This is a genomic window from Mesorhizobium sp. B2-3-13 (assembly GCF_006442195.1).
In the GTDB taxonomy this organism is placed as follows: domain Bacteria; phylum Pseudomonadota; class Alphaproteobacteria; order Rhizobiales; family Rhizobiaceae; genus Mesorhizobium; species Mesorhizobium salmacidum.
In genome coordinates this window covers 1-24,384 of the sequence record NZ_VFVQ01000010.1, presented here as the reverse complement: position 1 = coordinate 24,384, position 24,384 = coordinate 1, and the positions used below count along the sequence as shown (strand labels likewise).

Sequence of the window (24,384 nt, the reverse complement as noted above, 5' to 3'; positions counted from 1 at the left end):
AAATCCGTAAATTGATTCTACGCTACATGACGATATGGCTTGCCGGGCACCGATCGCCATCGATGCCTTCGCTAGTCCGATCCCTCCCGCATGGAGCCCGACATGGCTGATATCTGCACGCAAGGCGTCGACACGGGCTTTGTCGGCCTTGGATTTGCCAAGGTCGCATTCCTCGGCCTGGTGCAAGGCATCACAGAACTGCTGCCGATTTCCTCGACCGCCCACATGCGCATCGTGCCGGCCGTGCTTGGATGGCAGGATCCGGGCTCCGCTTTCTCCGCCGCCATGCAACTGGCAGCCCTTGCCGCCGTGGTCAGCTATTTCTGGGGCGACGTAAGGGATCTTTTGTTCGGGTCACTCGCCGCCCTCGCGCGCCGCGATTTTGCCGACCGGCATTTCCGTCTGACGCTGTGGATCGTGCTGGCGACGATCCCCATCGTCATCGCCGGCGTGGCGCTCTCGGGCGTTCTCAACACCTGCAATTCGCCGTTGCGCAGCCTGACCGTGATTGGCTGGGCCTGCATCGCCATGGCGGTCCTGCTGGGGTTCGCGGAAATCTTTGCCCGCCATCGGCGCACCATGGCCGACGCGTCGCGGGCCGATGCATTGCTGGTCGGCGTAGCGCAGATCGCTGCCTTGATACCCGGCGTTTCCCGTTCCGGCTCGACCCTGACGGCGGCACTGGGGCTTGGCTTCAAGCGGGCGGAGGCGGCCCGTTTCTCGTTCCTGCTCGGGCTGCCGGCCATCGCGCTTGCCGGCCTCAAGGAATTATGGGAGCTGCACAAGGTGCATCTCGATGCCCATGGATGGTCGGTTCTCGGCCTGGGACTGCTCGTGGCTTCGATATCGGCCTTTTTCGCCATCTGGGGCCTGATGCGCGTGCTGGAACGCTTCTCCGCATGGCCCTTCGTCATCTATCGCGGCGTGCTCGGGGTCGTCCTGCTGGTGGGCGTGGCGATGGGGTGGCTTGTCTAGGCTGGACCCGCACGCTTCCGGTGTTGCACGGCTGCAACCGCCAGGAGAGCATCAACCCCTGCCCGAAGATGTGATAGGACGCCTTCATTGACTCCCGGCAATATCCGCCCTTAACGTTCTGTTAACAAAACAGATGGGCGGGGCCGGATGGCATCCTCGATGGGTTGGCGCCGGAAGGCGAAGGGGCTGGGGCTTGCGATTGGCCTGATTGCTTTCTGTTCGGCGGCGAGTTCCGCCTACGCGGCTCCCGTCTCCATGGTTATCGGCGGCTCGACCTCCCAGCCGATCGGCCACTATGATTTTTGCAAGATCCATTCCGCCGAGTGCTCGATCCGTTCGCCCGACAGCGAGCCGGCACGCTTGACCGCCAGGCTGTCGCGGGAGATCAGCGCCGTAAACCTTTCGGTCAACGCGCGCGTCAAGCCGATGAGCGACATGGACAATTACGGCAAGGAGGAATGGTGGGCCTATCCGGACAATGGCTTCGGCGATTGCGAGGATTACGCGCTGGAAAAGCGGCGTGAGCTCAACAGCCTGGGCATTGCCATAGCCAATCTTCTGATGACCGTGGTTCGCAAGCCGGACGGCGAAGGCCATGCCGTGCTGACGGTTCGTACCGACAAGGGCGACTTCATCCTCGACAACCTTGTCGACAAGGTTCGTCTCTGGAACCAGACGCCGTATCGTTATCTGAAAAGGCAGGCGAGCGACGACACCGGGCACTGGGTCTCCATTCTTGCCGGCGAAGAGAAGCTGGTCAGCGCCGTCAAATAGCCGCCGCGGGCCGTCCGGGCCGTAGTCCACGCCCTCAAGCAAATCCTTCATCGTACCGGCAAGCGGTGCTATCCACGACAGTTCGTTGGAACCGACAATCCGGAACGCGCATGGATTTTTTGACACTCCTGCATTCGGCACCCTTGTTGCTGGCCCTGCTCAAGGCCGCGTTGCCGCACGCGGTCGCCACGACGGTGGCATTCGGCCAGTGGTTCGCTTCGGTGCCGCCGTGCCGTGACGTCGCCTTCGAGGCGGCGAGCTTTCTCGTCTGCGAGGTCGATCCAAAGCTGTATTCGATCGAACTGTTCTGGAAAGACCCGGCGGGCAAGCCTTTTCAATCGTTGCACAATCTCGACGACGCCCAGCGCACGGCCGGACGTACCATGCTGTTTGCCATCAATGCCGGCATGTATCATCCCGACCTCAGGCCGGTCGGCCTCTATGTCGAACGCGGCCAGGAAATGGCCGGTGTGAAGACGGGATCGGGCAGCGGCAATTTTTCGCTGCAGCCGAATGGCATCTTCTACATCGGCGGCGGCAAGGCCGTGGTCCGGGCGACCAGGGACTTTGTCAGGCAGCGGCCAGCGACCGACTATGCGACCCAATCAGGGCCAATGCTGGTGATCGACGGTCAGCTTCACCCGAAATTCCGGTCTGACGGCACGTCGCGCAAAAGCCGCGACGGCGTCGGGGTGCGAAAGGATGGGATTGCTGTCTTTGCCATTTCGAACGGCACGGTGACGTTCCATGCCTTCGCCCGCCTGTTTCGTGACGCGCTCGGCTGCGACAACGCGCTCTTTCTCGACGGCACGATATCGAGCCTGCTCGCTCCGAGCATCGGCCGCAACGACGACTACTGGAACCTGGGGCCGATGATCGGCGTCTTCAGGAGGCGCTGATGCTTGGCGCCCTCGATCGCGATACGCGCTAAGCCCGTTTATCGCGCCTGCCTCGCAGCCTGATGACAATTACGGCGACGATGATCGCCGCCACCATGGCCGCGATCACCGCCAGGCCGAACAGGCTGGTCGCGTCGAGTTCGGGCAGATTGTCGGCCCCTTTCGCCACCAGCCATCCAGGCGACAGCACGACCGGCGCCCAGACGATCGCCGACAGGATATTGGCGATCTGGAAGCGGCGCCTGTTCATCCCCATCATGCCCGCGACCAGCGGCACGGTGGCACGCACCGGACCGAAGAAGCGGCCGACGAAAACCGCAGCGAAACCGTAGCGATGGAAGAACAGGCGCGCCCTGGCGATCTCGCGGCGATAGCGGTTGAGCGGCCATTTGTGGACGACGCCGCGCCCGAGCCATTTGCCGAGAAAATAGGAGATGGTGTCGCCGAGCGTCGCACCGATCATCGCGGCGAGGAGAACCGGCAGCGGCTGGACGATACCGGCGCCCACCAGGCCGCCGACGATGATCAGCACCGTGGTGCCGGGCAACAGGATGCCGACCAGCACCAGCGATTCGCCGAAGGCCAGCAATCCGACCACGAGGCCCGCCCAGGCCTGATGGTTCTCGATGAAACAAACGCTCTGGTCGATGAATGACTGCACGCAAGCTCCCTTTTGAAAGTGTTCCTCAGCTGCCGCTGTCGAGCAGGCCCCTGAGTTCGTCGAGCTTGTCGTTGACGAGCCAGCCGCGTGGCCCGGCGCCTTGTCAGGAATCTTGGGAACGCCGGCGCAAACGCCGCATACCGTTCTCAACAGCCACATCATGGCGCTGTCAAGGCTTGGCCGGACCGCTGCCGGCGGCTGTCTGAAAGGGGCCACAACTATGGTAAAAAACTTGATTCAATCTTTATTGGTAATTTCTCGTTCATAACTCGTCTGGTTGTCCGTCGGCCGTCGCCTTCGGTCTGTTGTGTTTTGAGTACAGGTCCAGATGTGGTTACCAGGCGTCATCAGTTTCGTGATCGCATCGCTGTGCCTTGCCGGCTGTTCGTCGACATCGGGCATGGATGCGCTCGACATGCAGAAGCCATCCAGTGAAACCACCAGTTCGGTTGTCCGGCCAAGCGCGCCGATCGCATCCGTTCCGCGGGCCAAGGCAAACGCGGCGCGCAATCGGGCCGAGGTTGCGCCCGAGGACGACACCGCTCGGCCCTTTGGCCTGGCGGAGGAAGAGACGGTGGCGTTTCCCGCAGCCGAACTGCCCGACAGCGTCGAGCCGCCGATCGAGGAGGCTGCCCTTGTGTCGCCGCCGAAGCTGTTGTCGCGGGCGGCACCGCCCATGCTGGCCGGACCGGTCACGCGCTACGGCTTCCGCGATGCCAAGCCGATCAATTTCGGCCGCTCATCGCCCCGTCACCTTGCCGTGCACGGTGTCGACGTGTCGCGCTGGCAAGGCAACGTGAACTGGGAGAAGCTGCGCGCCCAGGGTGCCAACTTCGCCTACATCAAAGCGACCGACGGCGGCGACCATCTTGACCCGATGTTCGCCAGGAACTGGCGCGGCGCCGACGCCGCCGGCCTCAAGCGCGGCGCCTATCATTTCTTCTACTGGTGCCGCACCGCCGGCGAGCAGGCCGACTGGTTCATCCGCAACGTACCCAAGGTCGAGGGCGCGCTGCCGCCGGTGATCGACGTAGAGTGGAACGGCGACTCCAGTTGCCAGCGGCGCCCGTCGCGCGAAAAGGTGCTGGAGAAGATGCAGGTGTTCATGGACAAGCTGGAACGCCACTACGGCCAGCGGCCGATCATCTACACAGCGCCGGATTTCTACCGAGACAACCTTCAGGGCGCCTTCCCGGACTACCCGTTCTGGCTGCGCGCTGTGGCCCGGCACCCGTCAAAGGTCTATCCCGATCGCAAGTGGCTGTTCTGGCAGTATTCCGGCTCCGGCCTGTCGCATGGCGTAACCGGCCGCATCGATCTCAACGTCTTCCATGGCGATGAGCGGCAATGGCGCGCCTGGGCCGGCGGCGGCGGCCGGCAGATGATGGCTGACTCGGACTAGGACGGGATACCGTCCGCCGCCCAGGCGCTCATTCCCGGCCTATCGGAACTGATTGCTCCCGCTGTGCCTTTCCTCGCTCAGCCGCAGCTTCGTCCTCAGGCTCATGATCTCGGCGATGGCGGCATCGATCATGGCGAGAAGCGTCAGCGTGTCGTGCTGGGTTGGGTCGGCCCTGACATAGGCGAGCTGGTTCACGATATCGGGTTCGTCGTCGGCTTTGTCACTCATGCGCATCGTCCCGGCTGTTGTCTTCCTGGATTTTATCCGATCGGGTCGATCGTCAAGTAGCCCTTTATCACGTCATCGTGCGGATGGCCTTGCCGGCGTTCATTTCCCAACCTTGCGAATGGACAAGACATTTCCGTTGCCGTGCTGTCTATATGCGGGCTGCTGCACTCTTGGTCTTCGGGGGACGAGTTGGAGCTCAAATTTCTATTGGTGGGCTTTGCCTGCACGGTCGCGGGCATGCTGTCGATCGTCACCTTCCTGAAATGGCGAGAGGTCAAGGCGGCCAGCCGCTGGTTGCCGACGCCTGGAAAGATCGTCTCGTCGCGCGTCGAGGCGCGCGAGGTGACAAGCTCGGGTACCGGCTCGGAGAGCAGCACCTCGACCGAAATCCGCAATTTTCCGGCCATCACCTATGAGTACAAGGTGGGCGGCAAGACATTTCAAAGCTCGCACTACAGCGTGCAGGAGAACCTCGGAAATTTCGAAGTCGCGGAAACCCTTGCGCGGTTTCCGCGTGGCGCGGCGGTAACCGTGTTCTATGACCCGTCCAGCCCGGGCAAGGCCGTGATCGAGCGCACCATGCCGGACGGCGCCTTCAAGTTCATGGTCCAGCTTTCGGCGGGGCTCGTGGTTGGTGCGCTGGTGTTGGTGTTTTCGGTCGGTGGCGTGCTGGAGGCTATCGGGCCGCATCTGCCCAAGCCGCGGAACCTCGGTGCGGCGGCATTCCTGCTGTTCATGGGGCTTTTTGTGCTGCGCATGGGCTTTACCCAAAGATCGATGGCCGGGCAGGCGGCAACATGGCCGACCGCCGCCGGCCGTATCGATGCGTCCGGCCTACAGGCAATTAAGACCCGCGACCGGTTCGAAGGCGTGGGATACCGGCCTTGGCGCACTGTCTTCAAATCCCGCATCATCTACAGCTATGGTGTCGCCGGACAGCGCTACAGCGCCGATCGTGTCGCTTTCGGCGCCAGCGTGACGGCCTCGCTGCCCGGCCTCGTCGGCGGTCAGGCGAGGCGGTATATCGAGGGCGGCAAGGTCGACGTGCACTATGACCCCGCCAATCCCGCCTCGGCGGTGCTCGAATGCCGGGTGCGCGGGCTCTGGCTGCTGTGGGTCTGTTCGGCAGGCTTTCTCGGCGGCGCGGCGTTGCTGGTCGGGCTGGTCTGAGTGTCGCCGCCTTCAGCAGCGGACGAGAGGTCCGCTGTCGAATCCCCGCCAGATCAACCGCACCGTCGCGCCATCTCTTTGGATATGGATGATGCGCCAAAATGGTTCGTCAAGCGATGGGTCCTCGCCATAACACTGGCTGGCGCGAACGAGCCAACCGGTGGCGGTTCTGCGGAAGCTCGCGTGCTCGCAGCCGAGGTTGGGAAACGACAGGGCCGACTGATCCACCGTGAAGACAGTCTGGCGCTGGACGTCTGCGGTCGCATGGCAGTTCAACCTGTCCCTGGACCACGTCCCGACATAGGGCGCGGCCGCTGCGGCCGGCACAATCGTAGTTGCGGAGATCGCTATGATCATTGCCAAACGCTGCATCTTTGTCCCCTGGGCTGCTGTGTTCGATCATACAGATTGCGGGTTTGCGTGGGGCAAGTTTTCGATCGAGGTGCGATAGACACAGCGGTTCCGGATTTCGTTTACGGTTTTGCACGGATGATGCGAGACTGTGCAGCCCGGCACGCAGCCGGCCCTGCTTCACAACGCTTTCCCCGAGATTTCGATGATCATTCGCAAACTGGCCTTTGTTGTCCTGGGTTCGCTCGGGCTCATGCAAGCGGCGAGCGCCAAGGAATGCCTCCTGAGCCATGCCACCTATCGGGAGCCACGTTCGGGCGCGGTCATGCAATTCCGGCCGCTCGACAACGAACCGGCGGCACTGACGGCGCAGGTATTCTCGCTGATCGTGCCCCATACCGGCATAAGCCTGCCGGCCGACATCACCTGGACCAACGGCAAGAATTCATTTCCGCTCGGTACCATCCGCCACCCCTGCACCGACGACGACCGCGAAGCGGGTCTGGAGGACGGCAGCGGGCTTTGCCGGATATGGGACGGGCAGATTTATGCCCTGACTGGAGGCGGCGCCGAGCAGCTGAATTCGCGCGAAGCGACACCGGCCCCGAAAGGGCTATTGCTGCCGCAGTTCGGTTCGATGTTCAGCGAATGGCCCGACTTCTCCAATGCCAACCCCGACGGCTCGGCCTGGGATGCCTTTGCCTTGACGGGATGCAGCGATGACTAGCGCGATGAGACTGATCAGCTTGACCTTCGCCCTGCTTGCGTCCGGATTGATTCCCGCTGTGGCGGGCGAATCGGCGCCGTCGCGCCCGCCCGTCGACAAATGCGTTTGGGAAAGGCTGACGGACAAAAATATCGGGCTCGCCGCCTGGGTGCAGCGCTGTGATTTTGGCTTCCGCCAGATTCATTTCGAATTCGTCGGCAATGCGCTCGCCATCAAGTACAGCGATGGCGGCGCGGCGGATCCTCTTATCGAGGTGTTCGACATCCAGTCTGGCAAAACCGCCGAAGCCGCCTTGCAGCGTCTGTTCCTTGAAAAGACCGACAAGGCCGTCAGCGCCCGCTGCGTGCTGACGCCTTACACCGAGGGCACCGTGCCCGCCGGCGTCAAGCGCTACACGTTCAGCCCGGACGCTGCCTATGCGAAAGAGCTGAAGGCGAAGGCCGATCCTAAAGAGGTCCCCGACCCGCCTTGCGGCGACTGGGGCGAAATGCCTGACGGCATCCAGTATTTCGAGGTGCCGGCGGGGGAGGGGCGGAAAGTGCTGTTCGTGCGTGTCGGCCAGGAGGAGCCGTTGTTTGACGGGCAGACGCTGCGGGTGTTGGCTGCGGAATAGGGAGGTGGACGAGCCGACGGAGAGCGCCTCGTTGGGCGTGCGTCACGCTTCGGACAAGTTTGATCGGCTATGACAGTTACAGCAGATAATGAGATGTCCCATGGCGCTATTTACGATTGGCTACGAAGGCTCTGAAGTTGAGGATTTCGTATCCGTACTAAAGGTAGCAAAGGTCGAATTGCTGGTTGATGTCAGAGATTTGCCTCTGTCTAGAAAGCCTGGCTTCTCCAAAAATTCACTTAGGAGCCACCTCGAAAACTCTGCGATCGACTATCTGCACACGAAAGTTCTTGGTGATCCGAGGGAGGGGCGGCTGGCTGCCAGAAGCGGGGATCGTCAGCGGTTCGAGCGAATTTTCAGAAGCCACATCGCGAATGAGGCGGCCAAAAAAACGATCCGTGAGCTAGCATTGCAGGCCGAAGCAAAAAACATCTGTTTGATGTGTTTTGAAAGAGACCATAAAGACTGCCATCGGTCTATTGTTTGCGAAGAGATATTGAAAATGAAAAATATTTCAATTAAGAATCTTGGAGTTCCGAAAGGATTTTGTTTAAAGGCTGCTTGATTGGCATCTATTTCTCAGCGCGACTCTGCGGTAATCCTGGTAAAGGCAGCGCCAAGAGTTGGAGAAACTCACGGGGAGCTGGTCTGTTGTGCGGGATTGGATTTTAACGGCAATTGGGTTCGGCTGTATCCCGTCGCGTTTCGAACTCTAGAAGATTCTCAAAAGTTTGGTAGATGGGACACCATAGAGTATGGCTGGAGTCTTCCTAAGGGCGATCACAGGCACGAGAGTCGAAAGCTAGAGCACAAATCTCTAGTCATAACGGGCAGTTTGGCCGAAAAATCACGAGCTCAATTCTTAGCCCGGCATGTTGTTTCCAGTCTCAATAGCGAACTGGAGCAGGGCCGAAGCTTGGCGTTGATTCGACCTCGGAATGCCGAACTTGTGGTTGAAAGAAAAGATCGCGCTGTGCTTGACGAGGAGAAAGCGCGATTTCGCTCTTGGCACGACCAAGAAGCCAACAGTCTATTTGGCTTCATGGGTAAAGACTTGGTTCCTGACGAGCCGTCTCCATTTCTTTTCAAATATAGATATGAAACCATCGATGGACCGCGCGAAGGAACGTGCCAGGATTGGGAGATAGAAGCAACGTTTCTCAAGTGGAAACGCCTTTATGGCGAGTCAGAAACACTTCGAAAAATGACCGAAAGATTTGGAGTTGAGTATCCGAAGAAAGGTTTCGTTCTCGCAATGGGCACACACAAAGCCTATCCACAATGGCTTATCAATGGTGTTATCCGGCTCGATCACGGTGTTGAAAACGAAATACAGCAACTGCTTTTTTAATGGTTTAAAACATTCGGCCCGATCTTACGACCGGGCCGATGATGATGATATTATTATTGCATTTTAGCGGTTGGCCTCAGCTGCACCCGCTCGTGGCGCCGCAAGTATCGCACTTCTCGCAGGTCCCGTTCCGCACCATGGTAAAATTCTGGCACTCGGAGCAGGAATTGCCCGTGTAGCCCTGGAGCAGCGACTTGGCGCGGCGGTCGGCGGCGAGTTTCTTCGCCTCGGCCGCTTCATGGGCCGCCGTATCGGTGAACAGGGCCGCGGTGCGATCGGTCGAGGCATCGGAGGCCGCTTCCTCGAAGGCAATGTCTTCCGCCAATTCCTTGGCCCGCTCCTCATAGTCGCGCTTGTAGGCGATCGCCTCGTCGCTCGCGGGCTTCAACGCCAGCACGTTGGAGCCGGAGAAGGCTGTCGGCGCCGAACGGGCAGGGATGCCGGAGGAGCCGGCAAAACCCTTCGGCTCGTTGCCGCTTGCCCTCGACACCAGCTTTACCGGCGAGCCGCGGGTCAGGCCCTTGGAGACGGCGTCGGTCTTGCCTTCGCTGATGCCGCGGCCAAGTGCGGTGTTGGAGAAGTCCGACTGGTCGACATGGGCGAGATCGTTGCGGCCGAGATAGGAGATGGCGAGCTCCCTGAACACGTAGTCGAGGATCGACGTCGCGCTCTTGATGGCATCGTTGCCGATGACCATGCCGGCCGGCTCGAATTTGGTGAAGGTGAAGGCGTGCACATATTCGTCGAGCGGCACGCCATATTGCAGGCCGAGCGAGATCGCGATGGCGAAGTTGTTGAGAAGGCCACGCAGCGTGGCACCCTCCTTGTTCATGTCGATGAAGATCTCGCCGAGACGGCCATCGTCATATTCGCCGGTGCGCAGGAAGATGGTGTTGCCACCGATCTTGGCCTTCTGCGTGTAACCCTTGCGGCGGCCGGGCAGCTTCTCCTGCTCGCGCGACACGCGTTCGATGATGCGTTCGACGATGCGCTCGGTGATCTGCGCCGCGCGCGCCGCAGCCGGTGCCTGGATCAGCTGCTCGATCGCATCGTCCTCATCCTCTTCGCCATCGGCGAGCAGCGAGGCACTCAGCGGCTGCGACAGCTTCGAGCCGTCGCGGTAGAGCGCGTTCGCCTTCAGCGCCAGCTTCCACGACAGCATGTAGGCGTTCTTGGCATCCTCCACCGTCGCGTCGTTCGGCATGTTGATGGTCTTGGAGATGGCGCCGGAGATGAAGGGCTGTGCCGCCGCCATCATCTGGATGTGGCTGTTGATCGAAAGCGAGCGCTTGCCAATCTTGCCGCACGGGCTGGCGCAGTCGAACACGGGGAGGTGTTCGGCCTTGAGGAAGGGCGCGCCTTCCAGCGTCATCGCACCGCAGACATGGATGTTGGCGGCCTCGATGTCCTTCCGGGAGAAACCCAGCGCCGGCAGCATTTCGAACGAGAAGTCGTTGAGCTGCTCGTCGGTGAAGCCGAAAGTTTCCTTCACCCAGTCGGCGCCGAGCGTCCACTGGTTGAAGACGAACTTGATGTCGAAGGCCGACTTCAGCGCGGCGTTGAGCGCCGCGATCTTGTCGTCGGTGAAGCCCTTGGCCTTGAGCGAGCCGGGGTTGACGGCCGGCGCCTGGTTGAGATTGCCGTGGCCGACCGCATAGGCCTCGATCTCGGCGATCTGGCTCTCGGAATAGCCCAACGTGCGCAGCGCCTCCGGCACGGCGCGGTTGATGATCTTGAAATAGCCGCCGCCGGCGAGCTTCTTGAACTTCACCAGGGCGAAGTCGGGCTCGATGCCGGTGGTGTCGCAATCCATGACCAGGCCGATCGTGCCGGTGGGCGCGATCACGGTAGCCTGCGCGTTGCGGTAGCCATGCTCCTCGCCAAGCTCGATGGCACGGTCCCATGCGGCCTTGGCATGGGTCGCCAAATCCTGCTGCTTCAGATCCGACGCCACGAGAGGCACCGGATTGACGGCGAGCTTTTCGTAACCGTCCTTGTCGCCATAGGCGGCGCGGCGATGATTGCGCATGACGCGCAGCATATTCTGGGCGTTACGGTCATAGTCGGGGAAGGCGCCGAGCTCGGAAGCCATTTCCGCCGAGGTGGAGTAGGCGACGCCGGTCATGATAGCGGTCAGCGCGGCGCAGATGGCGCGGCCCTCGTCGGAATCGTAGGGAATGCCCGAAGTCATCAGCAGGCCGCCGATATTGGCATAGCCGAGGCCCAGCGTGCGGTAGTCGTAGGAGAGCTTGGCAATCTCCTTTGACGGGAACTGCGCCATCATCACCGAGATTTCCAGCACCATGGTCCACAGCCGCACCGTGTGCTCGTAGGCTGCGATATCGATCGTGCCGTCGGCATTGCGATAGGGGAGCAGGTTGATCGAGGCGAGGTTGCAGGCCGTGTCGTCGAGGAACATGTATTCCGAGCATGGGTTGGAGGCCCGGATCGCACCGGCCGAAGCGCAGGTGTGCCAGTCGTTCATCGTCGTGTTGAAATGCAGACCGGGATCAGCCGAAGCCCAGGCGGCGTAGCCGATCTTTTCCCAGAGGTCCCGCGCCTTCAGCGTCTTCAAGACCTTGCCGTCCTTGCGGGCGGTCAGGTGCCAGTCGGCGTCGGTCTCGACGGCGCGCAGGAAGTTGTCCTTCAGCGACACCGAATTGTTGGAGTTCTGGCCCGAGACCGTCAGGTAGGCGTCAGAATCCCAGTCGGTGTCGTAGGTCTTGAACGACATCGACTTGTAGCCCTGCTTGGCGAACTGAATGACGCGGTAGATGTAGTTTTCTGGCACCGCCGATTTCTTGGCCGCCTTGATTTCGCGCTTCAGCGCCGTGTTGACGGCCGGATCGAAGCAGTCGTCGTCATGGCCTTCGCAATTGACGCAGGCCTTCATGATCGCTTCGAGGTGCTTCTTGACGATCTTGGAGCCGGTCACCAGCGAGGCGACCTTCTGCTCTTCATTGACCTTCCAGTCGATGAATTCCTCGATGTCGGGGTGGTCGGCGTCGACGATGACCATTTTCGCCGCGCGGCGCGTCGTGCCGCCCGACTTGATGGCGCCCGCGGCGCGGTCGCCGATCTTGAGGAAGCTCATCAGGCCGGACGAGCGGCCGCCGCCGGACAGCTTTTCGCCTTCGCCGCGCAGCAGCGAGAAGTTCGAGCCGGTGCCGGAGCCATATTTGAACAAGCGCGCCTCGCGCACCCACAGATCCATGATGCCGCCCTCGTTGACGAGGTCGTCCTGCACGCCCTGGATGAAGCAGGCATGCGGCTGCGGATGCTCATACGAGGATTTCGACTTCGTCAGCTTGCCGGTGAAGGGGTCGACATAGAAATGGCCCTGGCTCGGGCCGTCGATGCCGTAGGCCCAGTGCAGGCCGGTGTTGAACCATTGCGGCGAGTTCGGCGCGACGCGCTGCGTCGCCAGCATATAGGCAAGCTCGTCGCGGAAGGCGCGCGCGTCTTCCTCCGACGCCTTGAAGTAGCCGCCCTTCCAGCCCCAATAGGTCCAGGTGCCGGCCAGCCGGTCGAAGACCTGACGGGCGTCGATCTCGGAACCATAGCGCTCGGCCTCGGGCAGCTTGGCGAGCTCCGCCTCATCGGCGACGGAGCGCCACAGGAAGGAGGGGACGTCGTTCTCCTCGACCTTCTTCAGGCGCGCGGGAACGCCGGCCTTGCGAAAATATTTCTGGGCCAGGATGTCGGCGGCGACCTGGGAAAACTGCGCCGGCACGTCGATGTTGTCCAAGCGGAACACCACCGAGCCATCCGGATTCTTGATCTCGGAAAGCGCCTTGCGGAATTCGATCTCCGCATAAGCGGCCCCTTCTTGGCCTGCATGTCCTGGCTTGGTGAAACGACGCTCGATGCGCATTGGTCCGGTCCCTTTTGTCTACATATAGCGCTTTCATCGGGGGATTTCTGCCCCCAAAGACGAAACGCGCAGTCCGCCGTTTGCCGGCATCGCGAACAATGCCGGCGCCTCCTCTTCGCAGGCGCGGCCACACACACGACAAAACGCCTTGCCGGGCGTTTGCCGAGGCTGCCAACCGACCCCGCGGGTCCCTCAAAACTGAATTTTTCGATTCCCTCACCCGAGGGAAGTTCACACTATCTAGCGTCGAACCTAGCTGCAAACACTAAATATACTATTAACAGACAATTTATTCCAGTCCGACAATTCTCCCTTTCGTCGCCCCACCACCCACGATCCCAACGCTTCCGCCGGCCTCGTAAACGGGCGGAAATGCGGGCAAAACGCACATAATCCGGGAAAAAGACCGGGCTCAGAACTTTCCGGTCGCGCTCTCAACAGGAGCGCATGGCCTATAAAAGGCGACTCGTTTCGAGCCGTCAAGGATTCGTTTGCGTAGCTTTTGTGACCCCAACATCTTGTGTGTCACACATGTGGATAACGGGGATAGAATTGACCGCTTGCGGCGGCCATTTCCCGCGGCAGGCACACGCGATCACCCAGTCCGCGATACGCGGGCTGCGTAAAGACTGTCCCGCAGGCAGCAAAAGCCGGCAAGCCGGTGCGCAGGGCGTCAGCCGTAGTGCAGCTTCGGCTTGGGCTCGGTACCGGTGAACTGTACGCCGATCCGGTCGTTGCGGCGCCAGCGGACCTCGCAGCGATAGGCGACGCCGTCGAGCGGCACATAAAGAAGGAAATGGTCGGGAACCCGAGCTTCGAGCGGCATTTTCAGTTCGGCGCCGTCCGCATGCTGGTTGCGGACCGTGCAACCGACTTCTGAATTCTGGATTCCGGTGATGATCGTTCCACCTTTGAGCACGCGCGGCCGATGCTCGCGCTTTGGCTCGCCGGGATCTTGCTGAAGTGGGTCTGCGGGATTCGTCATCGATCAAACCAAGAGTGACCGATTCTTAGCGAAGAAAAATTAGGAAACCATTGCGGCACAGCACAAGGCCGTGAATCCGCCGTGATACACGCAAAAGGCGTCTATCAGGAGAACCTGCGCGGGTCGGCACAGAAATAGGCGATGATCTGACAGAGGTCGGGCTCATTGACCATGCGCACGGCTTCGCTGGAACTGACCCATTTGCGGGTGCGGGAGTGCTTTTCCTTCCAGCGGTCTGCGATCTTGTCGACGTGCAACGGAAACACCAGCACCTCGCAAGGCACTTCTTCGCCCGAAGCCAGCACCTTGGCATAGAAATAACGGCCGGCTTCGAGATGGGAGATGTTGCCGCGCAAACCGGCTTCCTCGGCGGCCTCGCGCGCGGCCGCTTCGCAGAGCGGCTCCCTGGCTTCCGGCCAGCCTTTCGGCAACACCCACCGGCCAGTGTCGCGGCTGGTGATCAGCATGACCTCGACGCCATCCCCAGTATCGCGCCAGGGCAGGGCAGCAACCTGCAGACGGCACGGCGCCGAGCCGAAGAGCCGTCGGACTCTTTCAGCAAGGTGGTTGTGCGTCGTTGGCCGTGTCAACATCGGAAAAGCTAGCCCCAGCCTCCAGAATCGTTTGCCGTCTTATGAATCTTACGGCTAATTGTGGCCAATAAAAGTAAAAACTTCGGTCACGCCAGCTAATTCCCGTCAACAAGGCGTCGATTTCACAGGATAGTTTGTCGGCGGGTCGCTCCGCGCAAGCAAATATCGTCATCGGCGCTGGCTTGATTGGCAAAAAGCGGCTTACCGCGAATCAACCAGCGTGATCGTCGGCGATCGGCTTCTGATAGGTGAAGCCCATGTCCCAGGGAAAATAGATCCAGGTGTCCTGGCTGACCTCGGTGACGAAAGTATCGACCAGCGGCCGGCCCTTGGGCTTGGCGTAGACGGTCGCGAAATGGGCCTTGGGCATCATTGCGCGCACGATGCCGGCGGTCTTGCCGGTGTCGGTCAGGTCGTCGATGATCAGCACGCCGGCGCCATCGTCGGCCAGCAAGGCCGGCGTGATCTCCTTCAGCACCTGCAATTGTCCCTGGCTGGTGTAGTCGTGATAGGAGGCGACACAGACCGTCTCGATGACGCGGATGCCGAGTTCGCGCGAGATGATAGCCGCCGGGACCAGGCCACCGCGCGTGATGCAGACGATAGCCTTCCATTGACCCTTGCTTGCGCCGGCAAGCCGCCAGGCAAGTGCGCGGGCGTCGCGATGGAACTGGTCCCAGGAGACCGGGAAAGCTTTTTCGGGAAGGGACATGTCTCGCGCACTCCGCGGCACGCGACAGCCGCGTGCAAGAAAACAGGGGAATGCGCGCGGAATTAACTGGAAACCCCACGGCTTGGCAAGGGTGGCTGGTAGCGATCGCTGTGGACTTACCGCGACAGGAAGGCTGCTACCTGTGCCGTGCGCAGCACCGTGCGCGTCACCCCGCCGAACAGAAGCTGGCGCAGCCAGGAGTGGCTGTAGGCGCCAAGCACCAGCAGATCGGCGCCGGTCTCCGCGATCCTGTTCTGGATCATGTCGTCGACCGAAGTGCCGCCCGATTTCTGCACCGAGACGCTGACGGTGGCGCCGTGGCGCGACAGCGCGGAGGCGATTTCGGCGCCCGCGGCCTCCGGGCTTTCGTCGAGCGTATCGGGCGGGTCGATGACCAGTATGTCGGTTTTCTCGGCCTCGATGATGAAGGGCAGGGCATCGAAGGCGGCGCGGGCAGCCTCCTTGCTGCCGTTCCAGGCGAGCAGAACGCGTTTGAAGGTGGTGACGAGAGGGCCGGCATGCGGCACCACCAGCACCGGCCGGCCGGCATCGTAGACCAGCGTATCAACGTCTGCGCTAGGATCGCCGTCGGTCTCGCGTTGGGCGGCGATGATGAGGTCGGCGGCGCGCACGTTTGAAATGCCGGTCAGCGCGCTGTCGCCGGAGAAGCTCTCCAGGCTGCGCCATTCGAAGGAAAGGCCGGAATCCTCGATGCGCCTCAGAAAGAAAGCCTGGAGTTTTTCGGCCCGCTCCCGGTTCATGTCGGCGGAAACCTGCAGGAACTCCGTATCGGGAAAACCCGTCGCCGAAGTGTAGGGCACCGGGAGCGCCTCGGCATGGATGCCGATCAGATGGCTTTCGAAGCGGCTGGCAAGCGGAATGGCGCAGTCGAGCACCCGCTCGGCGTCCTGCTCGTTCTGCAGAATGGCAACGATGGTCTTGAAACGCATGATGGTCCCTCAATCTTGCGAGTGATGGGTCGCGGCAGGAAAACGTTACAGCGTCGGCCTTGGTTCCGGTTTGCGCCGGATCAGCTCGCCTTGCTGGCGAAGCCGGCCACCATGGCCTCGACATCGGCGCGCGCGGCTTCAAGCGCATCCGCGCTGCGGGCACGAACCACCAGTTCGGTCCAGAACTTGCCATCGCCATATTTAGGGTAGGAGCCGATGATCGTATCCGGATTCGCTTTCTGGATCTCACCCAACGGCCCGCCGACAAGACCCTCGCCGAACGGACAGTGCACCGTGGCCGACAGCATTTTCGTGCCGGTCTTCAGCGTCGGGACGACATTGTCGAGCATGGCCTGGAAGATCGAGGGCACGCCGGCCATGACATGGACGTTGCCAATGCGGAAGCCGGGGGCCACGGACACCGGGTTGTCGATGTGGTCGGCGCCGCGCGGCATTCGCGCCATGCGCTTGCGGGCCTCCGTGTATTCGATGCCGCGTGCGGCATAGCTCGCCTCCAGCAGGGCATAAGCCTTGGCATCGTATTCACAGGGCACGCCGAATGCCTTGGCGATCGAATCGGCCGTGATGTCGTCATGCGTCGGGCCGATCCCGCCGGTGGTGAACACATAGGTATAGCGTGTGCGCACGGCATTCACCGCCGCGACGATCTCGTCTTCCTCGTCGGGAACAATGCGCACCTCTTTCAGGTCGATGCCGATCGCCGTCATGATATCGGCAAGGTGGCCGATGTTCTTGTCCTTGGTGCGGCCGGACAGAATCTCATCGCCGATGACAAGCATGGCGGCAGTGACGATTTCAGGCATGGAAGGCTCCGGCAGACGGGCCGTCTGAATAGCGCGGCCGACGGGCGGCGGCAATGCCCGCCAAATGGCGAACGTTCCCGACTACATGGTCGCCGGCGGCGGGTGGCTGGGGCTGCGGCCGGCGCATTTCCATGCGACTTCGACCGATGTTGTCGCGGTCGAACAGGATCTCGGCGGCGTCGAGCAGCGTTACGGCGAGATTGTTATGCCGGCCGGCATCCTGTTCGGCAGCGCCGACCGCGTCATCGGCATGGCCATCCACGGCGAACCGATGCGCCACAGGATCGGCGGGCTCGGTTTCGAGGCGGTCGACGGCCTTGGCCACATGCCGCAATTCGCCGCGCCTGAACAAGTCGTCGCCTTCATCGAGCGCATCGCGGCGCGCGCTTTTGTCGCCCCGGCATCACCGCCACTTCACGAGAATTTCAGGGAACCGTTCGGCTGACTATTGTGTTTTCACCCTGTCGCACCCAAGACGGCCAAAGTAGATACGGAGTAACTAATATGTATGTAAAACTTCTAGCCGCATCCGCTCTGACGATTGGTCTCGCCACATCGGCCATGGCTCAGTCGTCAGAACCGACATATACCAACCACAGCTGGTGGCTGTTCGGCAACAATGACGAGACAACTGTCGATCCAAGCACCACAGGAAGCATCAACGCCTACGGCTCGGGGCTGAGCACCCAAGGCCATACTGGAGGTATCGGCCCATGTGCTCACAACACGCCTGGTCCCGACGCCAATTCCGGGCAGAACGTCAACGATCGGTACTGCGGCAAGTAATTCGGCCACAGCGCGCCGGCTGGCCGCGGATGGTTTTCATACTATCCGCGGCCATAGTTCTGCTGGATCAATCCGAGATTTCAGTCTGAGGCCGGTCGCGGCCGTCGGCCAGTTCCTCGTGCCATTTGCCCTCGGCGTCCTCATACTGGATACCGTCGGTGGAACCCGCCACTTGTTGCTCGGCCGAAGCGATCTCGGCGGCGCGCAACGCATCCTGATGGGTGGGAAATGTCTCCGAGAAGGTTGAGCCGACCTTGTAGGCCCAGCCACCGTCGTGCTCGACGATCTTGTAAGTAAGCTTCGCCATCAAAACCTCCAGTTAAAGGTCCGCCTGCTCAATGCAACCGGTCGTCGGGCAGCTTATCGTCGGGCACCAGGACTTCCGATTCCCTGGCGGCCTCGATCAGTGCCCGGCGCGCTTCCGCTGTCGAACGATAACCTTCCAGCACTTTGAGGCAAGTGTCGAGAGCATCACGATGACGGGGGCCGCGATTGAGCGGCCACACAGTCATCAGGCACTCCGCCGCCTCCTGGGTCGAGCGGATATGGCGATATTTGCCGACGTGGCCAAGCTCGACCACGACAGGCGTTTCAAAAGGTTTGTTGTCCATCATGGCCGCAACGCAAAGCAGCCAATTTGGTTGCAAAAATGGCCTTTGGTCTGCGCCCAAAAGTCGCGTCGCCTCCGTAACGCGCACTGGATGATTGGCGTGTCAGTAACCGCAGTTGTTGCGCAGCCAACGTGCATTCGCCCAGCCGGTGCCGCCGCCGATTTCGACCTGGTACCAGTTGCCGCGCCGGTCGAAGATCTCGGTATGGTCGCCGTTGAACAATTGCCCGATCATCCGCGATGACGAGTTCGGCCGTGTGCGCAAGGCCAGAAAGCCGCTGCCGGTCGCCAGATTGTAGCGGCCGGAGAGGCCGTGCACCGTACCCTCGCAATATTGCGCGACGGTCGGCGTCGAAGCACCGAGCCAAAACCCGACCACAGCCATAAGTGCTGCAGCCGACAAGAGTGCCCTGAACGACATGATTATCTCCCAAGCCGGCCGCGCCCGCCGCAGCCTGACCAGCGTAACAGGTTGCGGCCAGAATTGAAGCGGGTCGTCGGCGAACGGTCCGGGATCACAAGCAGGAGTGCGCCGGGATCGGGAGATGAGCGATCAGCCGGCGGCCTTCATCCAGTGTTGCATCGTCGTCACCGAGCGGGCGAGCTGCGGTGCCGGATGGATTTTTTCGCTGAAGGTGGCGGCCGCACGCCATCCCCAGCGCGGATCGGCGAGGAAGGCGCGTGCCAGCGCCACCATGTCGGCGCGGCCTTCGGCTATAACAGCCTCGGCCTGTCTCGGGTCGTCGATCAGGCCTACCGCACGGGTCGGAATGCCGGCGCCCTTGCGTACGGCTTCAGCCAGATGCACCTGATAGCCCGGCCCGGTGGGCAATTTCTGCAACGGCGAATTGCCGCCGCTCGAGCAGCAGAGGTAGGCGATGCCTTCGGCCTTCAGCACTTTCGCCACCTCGATCGCGTCCTCGACGTCAAAGCCGCCATCGACCCAGTCCTTCACCGACAGCCGTGCGCCGAGCATCAGCTTTGGCGCTGCTTTCTTCACCGCCCTGGCGATCTCGACGACAAGACGCATCCGGTTTTCCAGCGAGCCGCCCCAGCGATCCGTGCGCTGGTTGGACAGCGGCGACAGGAACTGGAAGATCAGGTAGCCGTGCGCCGCGTGCAGTTCGATGAAGTCGAAGCCGGCGCGTTCGGCCCGCCTGGCGGCTTCCGCGAACCGCCCGATGAGCTGCAGGATTTCCTCGTCCTGCAGGGCGTGCGGCACGTTCCAGCCGGTGTCGTAGGCGATGGCCGAGGCCGAGACGGTCTGCCAGGGATCCTCATTTGGCTGCAATGGGCCGCCACCTTCCCAAGGCTTGCGGTTCGAGGCCTTGCGGCCGGCGTGCGCCAGCTGCGTGCCGAACTTGGTGCCGGGTGCGGCCACGCGCCGGGCCGCGTCCAGCGCGCGGCGCGCGGCGGCCTCATTGTCTTCGGAATAGAGGCCGAGGCAGCCATGGCTGATGCGTCCGCGCCGCTCGACATCGGTCATCTCCACCGTGACCATGCCGGCGCCGGACATGGCCAGATTCATCCAGTGGTAAAGATGCCAATCGCTGGCCGAGCCGTCCTCGGCGGAATACTGGCACATCGGCGCCACGGCGATGCGGTTGGGCAAGGTGAGCCCATCGAGTGTGATCGGCTGGAAAAGCGATGTCGTCATGAACAAACTCCGGGAGGGGAATGCGCTATTTAGGCAATGGCACCCTTCCATACCACACACGAGACAGTGAAGGGTGCTGGACCAATCGCTGGCCCGATTGCGCCTGTACCGGTTCGCGGCTACGCCTGCCTCCGCCAGCAAGCATCGAGGTGTCAGATGGAAGACCGCATTCGTATCCGCTCGGAAGAGATTCTTTCCAACGACTGGGCAGTCCTGAAGAAGACCGTGCTCGACTACCGCCGGCGTGACGGCCAATGGGAGACGCAGATTCGCCAGACTTATGATCGCGGCGACGGCGCGGTGATCCTGCCCTACGACCCCCGGCGTTCGACCGTGCTTCTGGTGCGTCAGTTCCGCTATCCCGCCTATGTCACCGGCCACCGCGAACCGCTGATCGAGGCCTGTGCCGGGCTGCTGGACGAAAACGATCCGGAGACCGCCATCCGCAAGGAAGCCGAGGAAGAACTGGGTTACCGGTTGAACAAGATCGAGCGGCTGTTTTCGCCTTACATGAGTCCCGGCAGCGTGACCGAGCGGCTCTGGTTCTTCATCGCGCGCTATTCGCCCGCCGACCGCATCTCGGCCGGTGGCGGCGCACCCGACGAAGGCGAGGACATCGAGGTCCTGGAAATGCCGCTCGACGAAGCGCTGGCCGGCATCGCCGATGGCCGCATCATCGATGCCAAGACCATCATCCTGATCCAGCATCTGAAGCTGAACCCGATGGCGGCTTGATCAGAGGCCGAGGGATTCCAATTCAGCCCGCATGGTCCAACAGGCGGGTGGTTGCTGCGTCATGATGATGTTCGGAATTAACGCGATCGATGCCTTCGACGGTGATGGCGAACGTCCCGTTTTCTGTTCTGGCTATCCAGCCCTTCGCTTTTAGATACCAGAGGTGAAACTCGAGGTGCTCACGCGGACAGCCTGACATTCGTTCGAGCTCATCGTCGCCAATGCCAGGATTGTTGACGTCCTGTCGGCGTTTTACATAAAGCAGTGAGAGTACTTTGGCTTGAAAGACCGAATCGCGATCGAGGTTGTTGCTGTTGCTCGCCTGATCGGTCAGCTCGGCCCGGAGGTTCAAATGGGCCTTGTACTGAATATCGTATTGCGCACGCTTGACCGGATCCTTGAGCGTGTTGTGAGCCTCCAGGATATCGCTGAAGCGTGACTCGTTGCCGGTGACCTGGTTGTCGGGGTGGTAGCGCATGGCAAAGTGACGAAAAATGCGCTCTATCGTTTCCGAATTTGCATTCGGACTGATTTCCAGCATCTCATAGAAGTCAACGAACATACCTGGTTCCCCATGCCATGCATTTTCGGCTGTCTCTGCCGCACTGTCAGTGACAACCTTGGCGATGACTATAGAGTATATATTTCACGATTTAATAATATGACGAGCGTACAAAGGACAGGCACAGGATTTAAGCGAAAAAGTCGGACCTTTGCGTCCTGAGCCGCAGACTTTAGTCTGGGAGCATTTCGCTCGTCGGAGGCGGCTTGCATGACTGATAAACCTTCTGACCCTCCGGTAGAGCGTCGAACGCACCTGCGTGAGGTGGTTTTGAAGGACGCGTTCATAATCACGCAGGACGGCGAAATAGGCTGCGCCGTCAGAAATCAGCATGAGCACGGCGCCGAGTTGCGTGTCGCCGCGGGGGCAAAAGTGCCAGATAACTTCCGGCTGCGCGTACCGTTGGACGGCGCGACCTATCGAGCGGAAGTGCGGTGGAGAAAAGGCGAGCGGCTAGGCATCCAGATCCATGGCAATTTCTCGCTGAAGATCAGATGATAAGGGAGGCCGCCCTGATATTCAGGGGCACGCCCAGGCGCCGCGTTGGGGTGGGTTTCGTGGTCCCAGCATCCCGGCCCGCTCTCTTTGATCGTGACCTTATCGCCAATCGCTTGCCTATATATTAGAGCAAGCGCATATTCTTCGGGGAGCAATGGGCGGGGGAGCTAAGAATGTGCAGCACCTGTGATGGTACAGGGGTCGGCCGGAGGGAGTTCCTCAAAGTCGGCGCGGGACTCGTTGCGTTTGGCCTTGGTGGGGCCACGTGGTCGGCGCGCGCGGCCCAAGGCGCGGCGACCCCATTGAGCCTCGATGAAGCGCTCGCTGCGCTAAAATCCGGCAACGAAAGCTACGTCAGTCACCCGGAACTCTGCTCGATCGATCTGGCCGCGCAGCGGAACGCTGTCGCCGCACACCAGGCGCCCTGGGCCACCATCATCAGTTGCGCCGACAGTCGCGTTCCTCCGGAGCTGATCTTCGGCGGTCACGGCGTTGGAGAACTGTTCGTCGCCCGCAATGCCGGCAACCTCGTCGACACTGCGACGCTCGGTACGGTTGAATACGGGGCAGCGGTGCTCGGCTCACCCTTGATCGTCGTTCTTGCTCACACAAACTGCGGCGCCGTCAAGGCGGCGTGCGACGTGGTCACCAAGAACGCGACCTATCCTGGCGCGATCGGCCCGATGATCGAACCGATCCTGCCCGCGGCGATAGCAATGCGGAGCGAAGCGGGTGATTTCGTCGACAACACCGCCAAGGAGAGCGCGCGGAGGACCGCGAGGCGCCTAGCCGCCTCGAGCAAGGTGCTGGCCGGCCTCATCAAGGCGGGGAAGCTGAAGATAGTCGCGGCAATCTATGACTTGCAAACGGGTGCGGTGACTTACATCGAATGACACACCCGTCATCGAGATCGAAGGCTCTGGGGCCTCGATGCGTCGGCGTCTGGCTTGGCTTGCCTTCCGGGGGCGGTGACGGCCACCTATCTCGGCTACAAGGGGCGCGGCAGGCGTTAGGCAGGGCGCAAGGACGCGCCGGAATAGTGATGGCGGTCATCAACTGACGCCTTGCCATTGCCAATCGGAATGAGCGGCATGCGCGAAGCTTTCATCGCAATGGTAATCTTCCTATGCCTGACGGTAGCCGCGCTCGCCAGCACGGCGATATGGCCAAAATTGCCGGCCAAACATCGTGACGACGACACGAACACCGTGGTTCGGCACGCCGCGAACCTGTTCGGGGTCATGACCTCGCTGATGCTCGGCCTGATGATCAACTCGGCCAGGAACACCTTCGAATCGATCGACCGCAACGTGCACGCCTATGCGACCGAATTGATCCTTCTCGACAGGACCTTGCGCCAATATGGCCCGCAAACCGACACGGTACGCCAGCCGCTGGTCGTCTATGTGCAGCGGGTAGCGGGTGATTCTTCGCCCACCAGCGAGACGCTGGTCGCCGCCAACCGGCTCTCTGAGCAGTTGCTGGCGGAAATCGGCACCCGGCTGAGTGCGCTGGCGCCGACCGACGATGCGCATGGCTTCATTGTGCAGGACGCCCGCCAGCATTTGCAGAAAGTGCTGGAGTTGCGCTGGGTGCTGATCGAGCAGTCGGAGGGCACGATCCCGGTGCCTCTGATCACGCTCCTGGTCACCTGGCTGGTGCTGATCTTCGCCAGCTTCGGCTTCAGGGCGCCACGCAATACGATCACCATTTCGACCTACGCGGCATCGGCGGCTTTGGTTGCCGGGGCGATCTACCTGATCTTCGACATGGACGTGGCTTTCTCCGGCCCGATCCAGATTTCAATGGCCCCGATGGAGAGGGCGCTGTTCGAGTTACAGCAGTGATCCGCAGCCGGTGACCACGCCGGTTATATGACGTTGCGGCGGTTCAACACAGAAAAATCAACCAAACTTGAAGCCTTTTGCTGGTGCGGTCGACGGGATTCGAACCCGTACGATCAGAGATCGAGGGATTTTTTAAGTCTCTTTGGCGCACTGGTGTGGGCGACGGGACTTGAACCCGTAAGTGTTTGAAGCACCGGCAGATTTTAAGTCTGCTGCGTATACCAGTTCCGCCACGCCCACCTCCCACATAGTGGGAAATCCCGTAGTTCTCCCACATGGTCGAGCTTAGGATTTGCCGTTGACTACCACGAGCTTAGGAGCAGCGCCACCTTGTAGGACAGCGAGGTTGTCCAGCAGATGGTTTGTTCTGCGGTGCCCGAACGCGCAACCCAGAGGAGGTCGCGTAACGATACTGGCGCGATCACGGAATTATCCGCGCCGCGGGCGTGGGTAAATATCTGGGCGGCGGACTTGATCCGCCATGGCCGGCGCCTCTCAGGCCCAACCCATCCCCCCGCCCACTTGGGCCTGTTGCGCAATTCTGGCATTGTGATTCACTTCGATTATTGCTCGGAGGGATTTGCGATGGCGGTGAAGCGG

28 protein-coding genes and 1 tRNA gene are annotated in these 24,384 nt (G+C 61.3%); 15 read left to right on the top strand and 14 right to left on the bottom strand.

From position 1 onward, the window contains the following. The first annotated feature begins 102 nt into the window (after positions 1-102). The 3 genes from FJ941_RS13760 to FJ941_RS13750 all read left to right on the top strand — a co-directional run bounded on the left by FJ941_RS13760 (position 103) and on the right by FJ941_RS13750 (position 2,648). The gene (locus FJ941_RS13760) at positions 103-975 is read left to right on the top strand and encodes an undecaprenyl-diphosphate phosphatase (RefSeq protein ID WP_140506307.1); all 873 of its coding nucleotides are present in this window, start codon (positions 103-105) and stop codon (positions 973-975) included. Between the two features lie 147 nt (positions 976-1,122). Then, positions 1,123-1,749: a transglutaminase-like cysteine peptidase gene (locus FJ941_RS13755; protein WP_140506305.1), complete on the top strand. Its 627-nt coding sequence runs from the start codon at positions 1,123-1,125 to the stop codon at positions 1,747-1,749. 110 nt (positions 1,750-1,859) lie between these two features. Then, the gene (locus tag FJ941_RS13750; RefSeq protein ID WP_140506303.1) at positions 1,860-2,648 is read left to right on the top strand and encodes a phosphodiester glycosidase family protein; all 789 of its coding nucleotides are present in this window, start codon (positions 1,860-1,862) and stop codon (positions 2,646-2,648) included. A gap of 28 nt (positions 2,649-2,676) precedes the next feature. Here FJ941_RS13750 and FJ941_RS13745 read toward each other — a convergent pair whose 3' ends face one another. After that, on the bottom strand, positions 2,677-3,309 hold the full coding sequence (locus FJ941_RS13745) for a DedA family protein (RefSeq protein ID WP_140506302.1): 633 nt from the start codon (positions 3,307-3,309) through the stop codon (positions 2,677-2,679). A gap of 328 nt (positions 3,310-3,637) precedes the next feature. Here FJ941_RS13745 and FJ941_RS13740 point away from each other — a divergent pair, with 328 nt between their 5' ends. Continuing rightward, positions 3,638-4,711, top strand: coding sequence for a GH25 family lysozyme (locus tag FJ941_RS13740; RefSeq protein WP_140506300.1), 1,074 nt, complete (start codon positions 3,638-3,640; stop codon positions 4,709-4,711). 39 nt (positions 4,712-4,750) lie between these two features. Here FJ941_RS13740 and FJ941_RS13735 read toward each other — a convergent pair whose 3' ends face one another. Beyond that, complete coding sequence (locus FJ941_RS13735) at positions 4,751-4,939, bottom strand: hypothetical protein (protein ID WP_140506298.1); 189 nt, start codon at positions 4,937-4,939, stop codon at positions 4,751-4,753. Positions 4,940-5,128: 189 nt separating this feature from the next. Between FJ941_RS13735 and FJ941_RS13730 the strand changes: the two genes are divergently transcribed. From FJ941_RS13730 to FJ941_RS13705, 5 genes are all read left to right on the top strand, one after another. Next, positions 5,129-6,109: a DUF3592 domain-containing protein gene (locus FJ941_RS13730; RefSeq protein WP_181169797.1), complete on the top strand. Its 981-nt coding sequence runs from the start codon at positions 5,129-5,131 to the stop codon at positions 6,107-6,109. Positions 6,110-6,665: 556 nt separating this feature from the next. Next, positions 6,666-7,187, top strand: coding sequence for a hypothetical protein (locus tag FJ941_RS13720; RefSeq protein WP_140506293.1), 522 nt, complete (start codon positions 6,666-6,668; stop codon positions 7,185-7,187). Positions 7,188-7,206: 19 nt separating this feature from the next. Continuing rightward, positions 7,207-7,800: a hypothetical protein gene (locus FJ941_RS13715; protein WP_246673823.1), complete on the top strand. Its 594-nt coding sequence runs from the start codon at positions 7,207-7,209 to the stop codon at positions 7,798-7,800. Positions 7,801-7,900: 100 nt separating this feature from the next. Continuing rightward, complete coding sequence (locus FJ941_RS13710) at positions 7,901-8,365, top strand: DUF488 domain-containing protein (protein WP_181169794.1); 465 nt, start codon at positions 7,901-7,903, stop codon at positions 8,363-8,365. Beyond that, entirely contained in the window at positions 8,366-9,151 is a 786-nt protein-coding gene (locus tag FJ941_RS13705) for a hypothetical protein (RefSeq protein ID WP_140506287.1), read from the top strand. Positions 9,152-9,227: 76 nt separating this feature from the next. Here FJ941_RS13705 and FJ941_RS13700 read toward each other — a convergent pair whose 3' ends face one another. The 6 genes from FJ941_RS13700 to FJ941_RS13675 all read right to left on the bottom strand — a co-directional run bounded on the left by FJ941_RS13700 (position 9,228) and on the right by FJ941_RS13675 (position 17,089). After that, positions 9,228-13,025 (bottom strand): vitamin B12-dependent ribonucleotide reductase, encoded by a 3,798-nt coding sequence (locus FJ941_RS13700; protein WP_140506285.1) that lies wholly within the window; start codon positions 13,023-13,025, stop codon positions 9,228-9,230. A gap of 673 nt (positions 13,026-13,698) precedes the next feature. Next, positions 13,699-14,010, bottom strand: a complete 312-nt coding sequence (locus FJ941_RS13695; protein ID WP_140506283.1) for a PilZ domain-containing protein — start codon at positions 14,008-14,010, stop codon at positions 13,699-13,701. A 104-nt stretch (positions 14,011-14,114) separates the two neighbouring features. Beyond that, positions 14,115-14,603 carry an NUDIX hydrolase gene (locus tag FJ941_RS13690; protein ID WP_140506281.1) on the bottom strand — a complete coding sequence of 163 codons (489 nt, stop codon included), beginning with the start codon at positions 14,601-14,603 and terminating at the stop codon, positions 14,115-14,117. 211 nt (positions 14,604-14,814) lie between these two features. Then, entirely contained in the window at positions 14,815-15,315 is a 501-nt protein-coding gene (gene gpt / locus FJ941_RS13685) for a xanthine phosphoribosyltransferase (RefSeq protein WP_027145490.1), read from the bottom strand. A 116-nt stretch (positions 15,316-15,431) separates the two neighbouring features. Next, positions 15,432-16,265, bottom strand: coding sequence for a universal stress protein (locus FJ941_RS13680; protein ID WP_140506279.1), 834 nt, complete (start codon positions 16,263-16,265; stop codon positions 15,432-15,434). Positions 16,266-16,345: 80 nt separating this feature from the next. Beyond that, positions 16,346-17,089 (bottom strand): competence/damage-inducible protein A, encoded by a 744-nt coding sequence (locus FJ941_RS13675; RefSeq protein ID WP_140506277.1) that lies wholly within the window; start codon positions 17,087-17,089, stop codon positions 16,346-16,348. A gap of 64 nt (positions 17,090-17,153) precedes the next feature. Between FJ941_RS13675 and FJ941_RS13670 the strand changes: the two genes are divergently transcribed. Together FJ941_RS13670 and FJ941_RS13665 are read left to right on the top strand one after the other, a co-directional pair. Next, complete coding sequence (locus FJ941_RS13670) at positions 17,154-17,534, top strand: hypothetical protein (RefSeq protein WP_246673822.1); 381 nt, start codon at positions 17,154-17,156, stop codon at positions 17,532-17,534. A gap of 59 nt (positions 17,535-17,593) precedes the next feature. Next, entirely contained in the window at positions 17,594-17,875 is a 282-nt protein-coding gene (locus tag FJ941_RS13665; protein WP_140506275.1) for a hypothetical protein, read from the top strand. Between the two features lie 67 nt (positions 17,876-17,942). Here FJ941_RS13665 and FJ941_RS13660 read toward each other — a convergent pair whose 3' ends face one another. The 4 genes from FJ941_RS13660 to FJ941_RS13645 all read right to left on the bottom strand — a co-directional run bounded on the left by FJ941_RS13660 (position 17,943) and on the right by FJ941_RS13645 (position 20,142). Then, positions 17,943-18,182 carry a DUF2188 domain-containing protein gene (locus FJ941_RS13660; RefSeq protein WP_027145493.1) on the bottom strand — a complete coding sequence of 80 codons (240 nt, stop codon included), beginning with the start codon at positions 18,180-18,182 and terminating at the stop codon, positions 17,943-17,945. 28 nt (positions 18,183-18,210) lie between these two features. After that, positions 18,211-18,489, bottom strand: coding sequence for a DUF982 domain-containing protein (locus FJ941_RS13655; RefSeq protein ID WP_032935880.1), 279 nt, complete (start codon positions 18,487-18,489; stop codon positions 18,211-18,213). Positions 18,490-18,588: 99 nt separating this feature from the next. Continuing rightward, positions 18,589-18,906, bottom strand: coding sequence for an SH3 domain-containing protein (locus FJ941_RS13650; RefSeq protein WP_140506273.1), 318 nt, complete (start codon positions 18,904-18,906; stop codon positions 18,589-18,591). 132 nt (positions 18,907-19,038) lie between these two features. Then, positions 19,039-20,142: an NADH:flavin oxidoreductase/NADH oxidase gene (locus tag FJ941_RS13645; RefSeq protein ID WP_140506271.1), complete on the bottom strand. Its 1,104-nt coding sequence runs from the start codon at positions 20,140-20,142 to the stop codon at positions 19,039-19,041. A gap of 156 nt (positions 20,143-20,298) precedes the next feature. Between FJ941_RS13645 and FJ941_RS13640 the strand changes: the two genes are divergently transcribed. Next, a complete protein-coding gene (locus tag FJ941_RS13640) occupies positions 20,299-20,877 on the top strand; it encodes an NUDIX domain-containing protein (protein ID WP_027145497.1) in 579 nt (192 codons plus the stop codon). Between the two features lie 22 nt (positions 20,878-20,899). On the opposite strand, the gene FJ941_RS13635 is transcribed toward FJ941_RS13640, so the two are convergent. Then, positions 20,900-21,439 carry a J domain-containing protein gene (locus FJ941_RS13635; RefSeq protein WP_140506269.1) on the bottom strand — a complete coding sequence of 180 codons (540 nt, stop codon included), beginning with the start codon at positions 21,437-21,439 and terminating at the stop codon, positions 20,900-20,902. Between the two features lie 210 nt (positions 21,440-21,649). On the opposite strand from FJ941_RS13635, the gene FJ941_RS13630 reads away from it, so the two are divergent. The 3 genes from FJ941_RS13630 (at position 21,650) to FJ941_RS13620 (ending at position 23,784) form a co-directional block, all read left to right on the top strand. Continuing rightward, on the top strand, positions 21,650-21,937 hold the full coding sequence (locus FJ941_RS13630; protein ID WP_027145499.1) for a PilZ domain-containing protein: 288 nt from the start codon (positions 21,650-21,652) through the stop codon (positions 21,935-21,937). Between the two features lie 173 nt (positions 21,938-22,110). Next, positions 22,111-22,830, top strand: a complete 720-nt coding sequence (locus FJ941_RS13625) for a carbonic anhydrase (RefSeq protein WP_140506267.1) — start codon at positions 22,111-22,113, stop codon at positions 22,828-22,830. A gap of 198 nt (positions 22,831-23,028) precedes the next feature. Next, positions 23,029-23,784: a DUF4239 domain-containing protein gene (locus FJ941_RS13620; RefSeq protein WP_140506264.1), complete on the top strand. Its 756-nt coding sequence runs from the start codon at positions 23,029-23,031 to the stop codon at positions 23,782-23,784. A gap of 151 nt (positions 23,785-23,935) precedes the next feature. Here FJ941_RS13620 and FJ941_RS13615 read toward each other — a convergent pair. Further along, positions 23,936-24,024: transfer RNA gene (locus FJ941_RS13615), tRNA-Leu, on the bottom strand. Positions 24,025-24,384 lie beyond the last annotated feature (360 nt).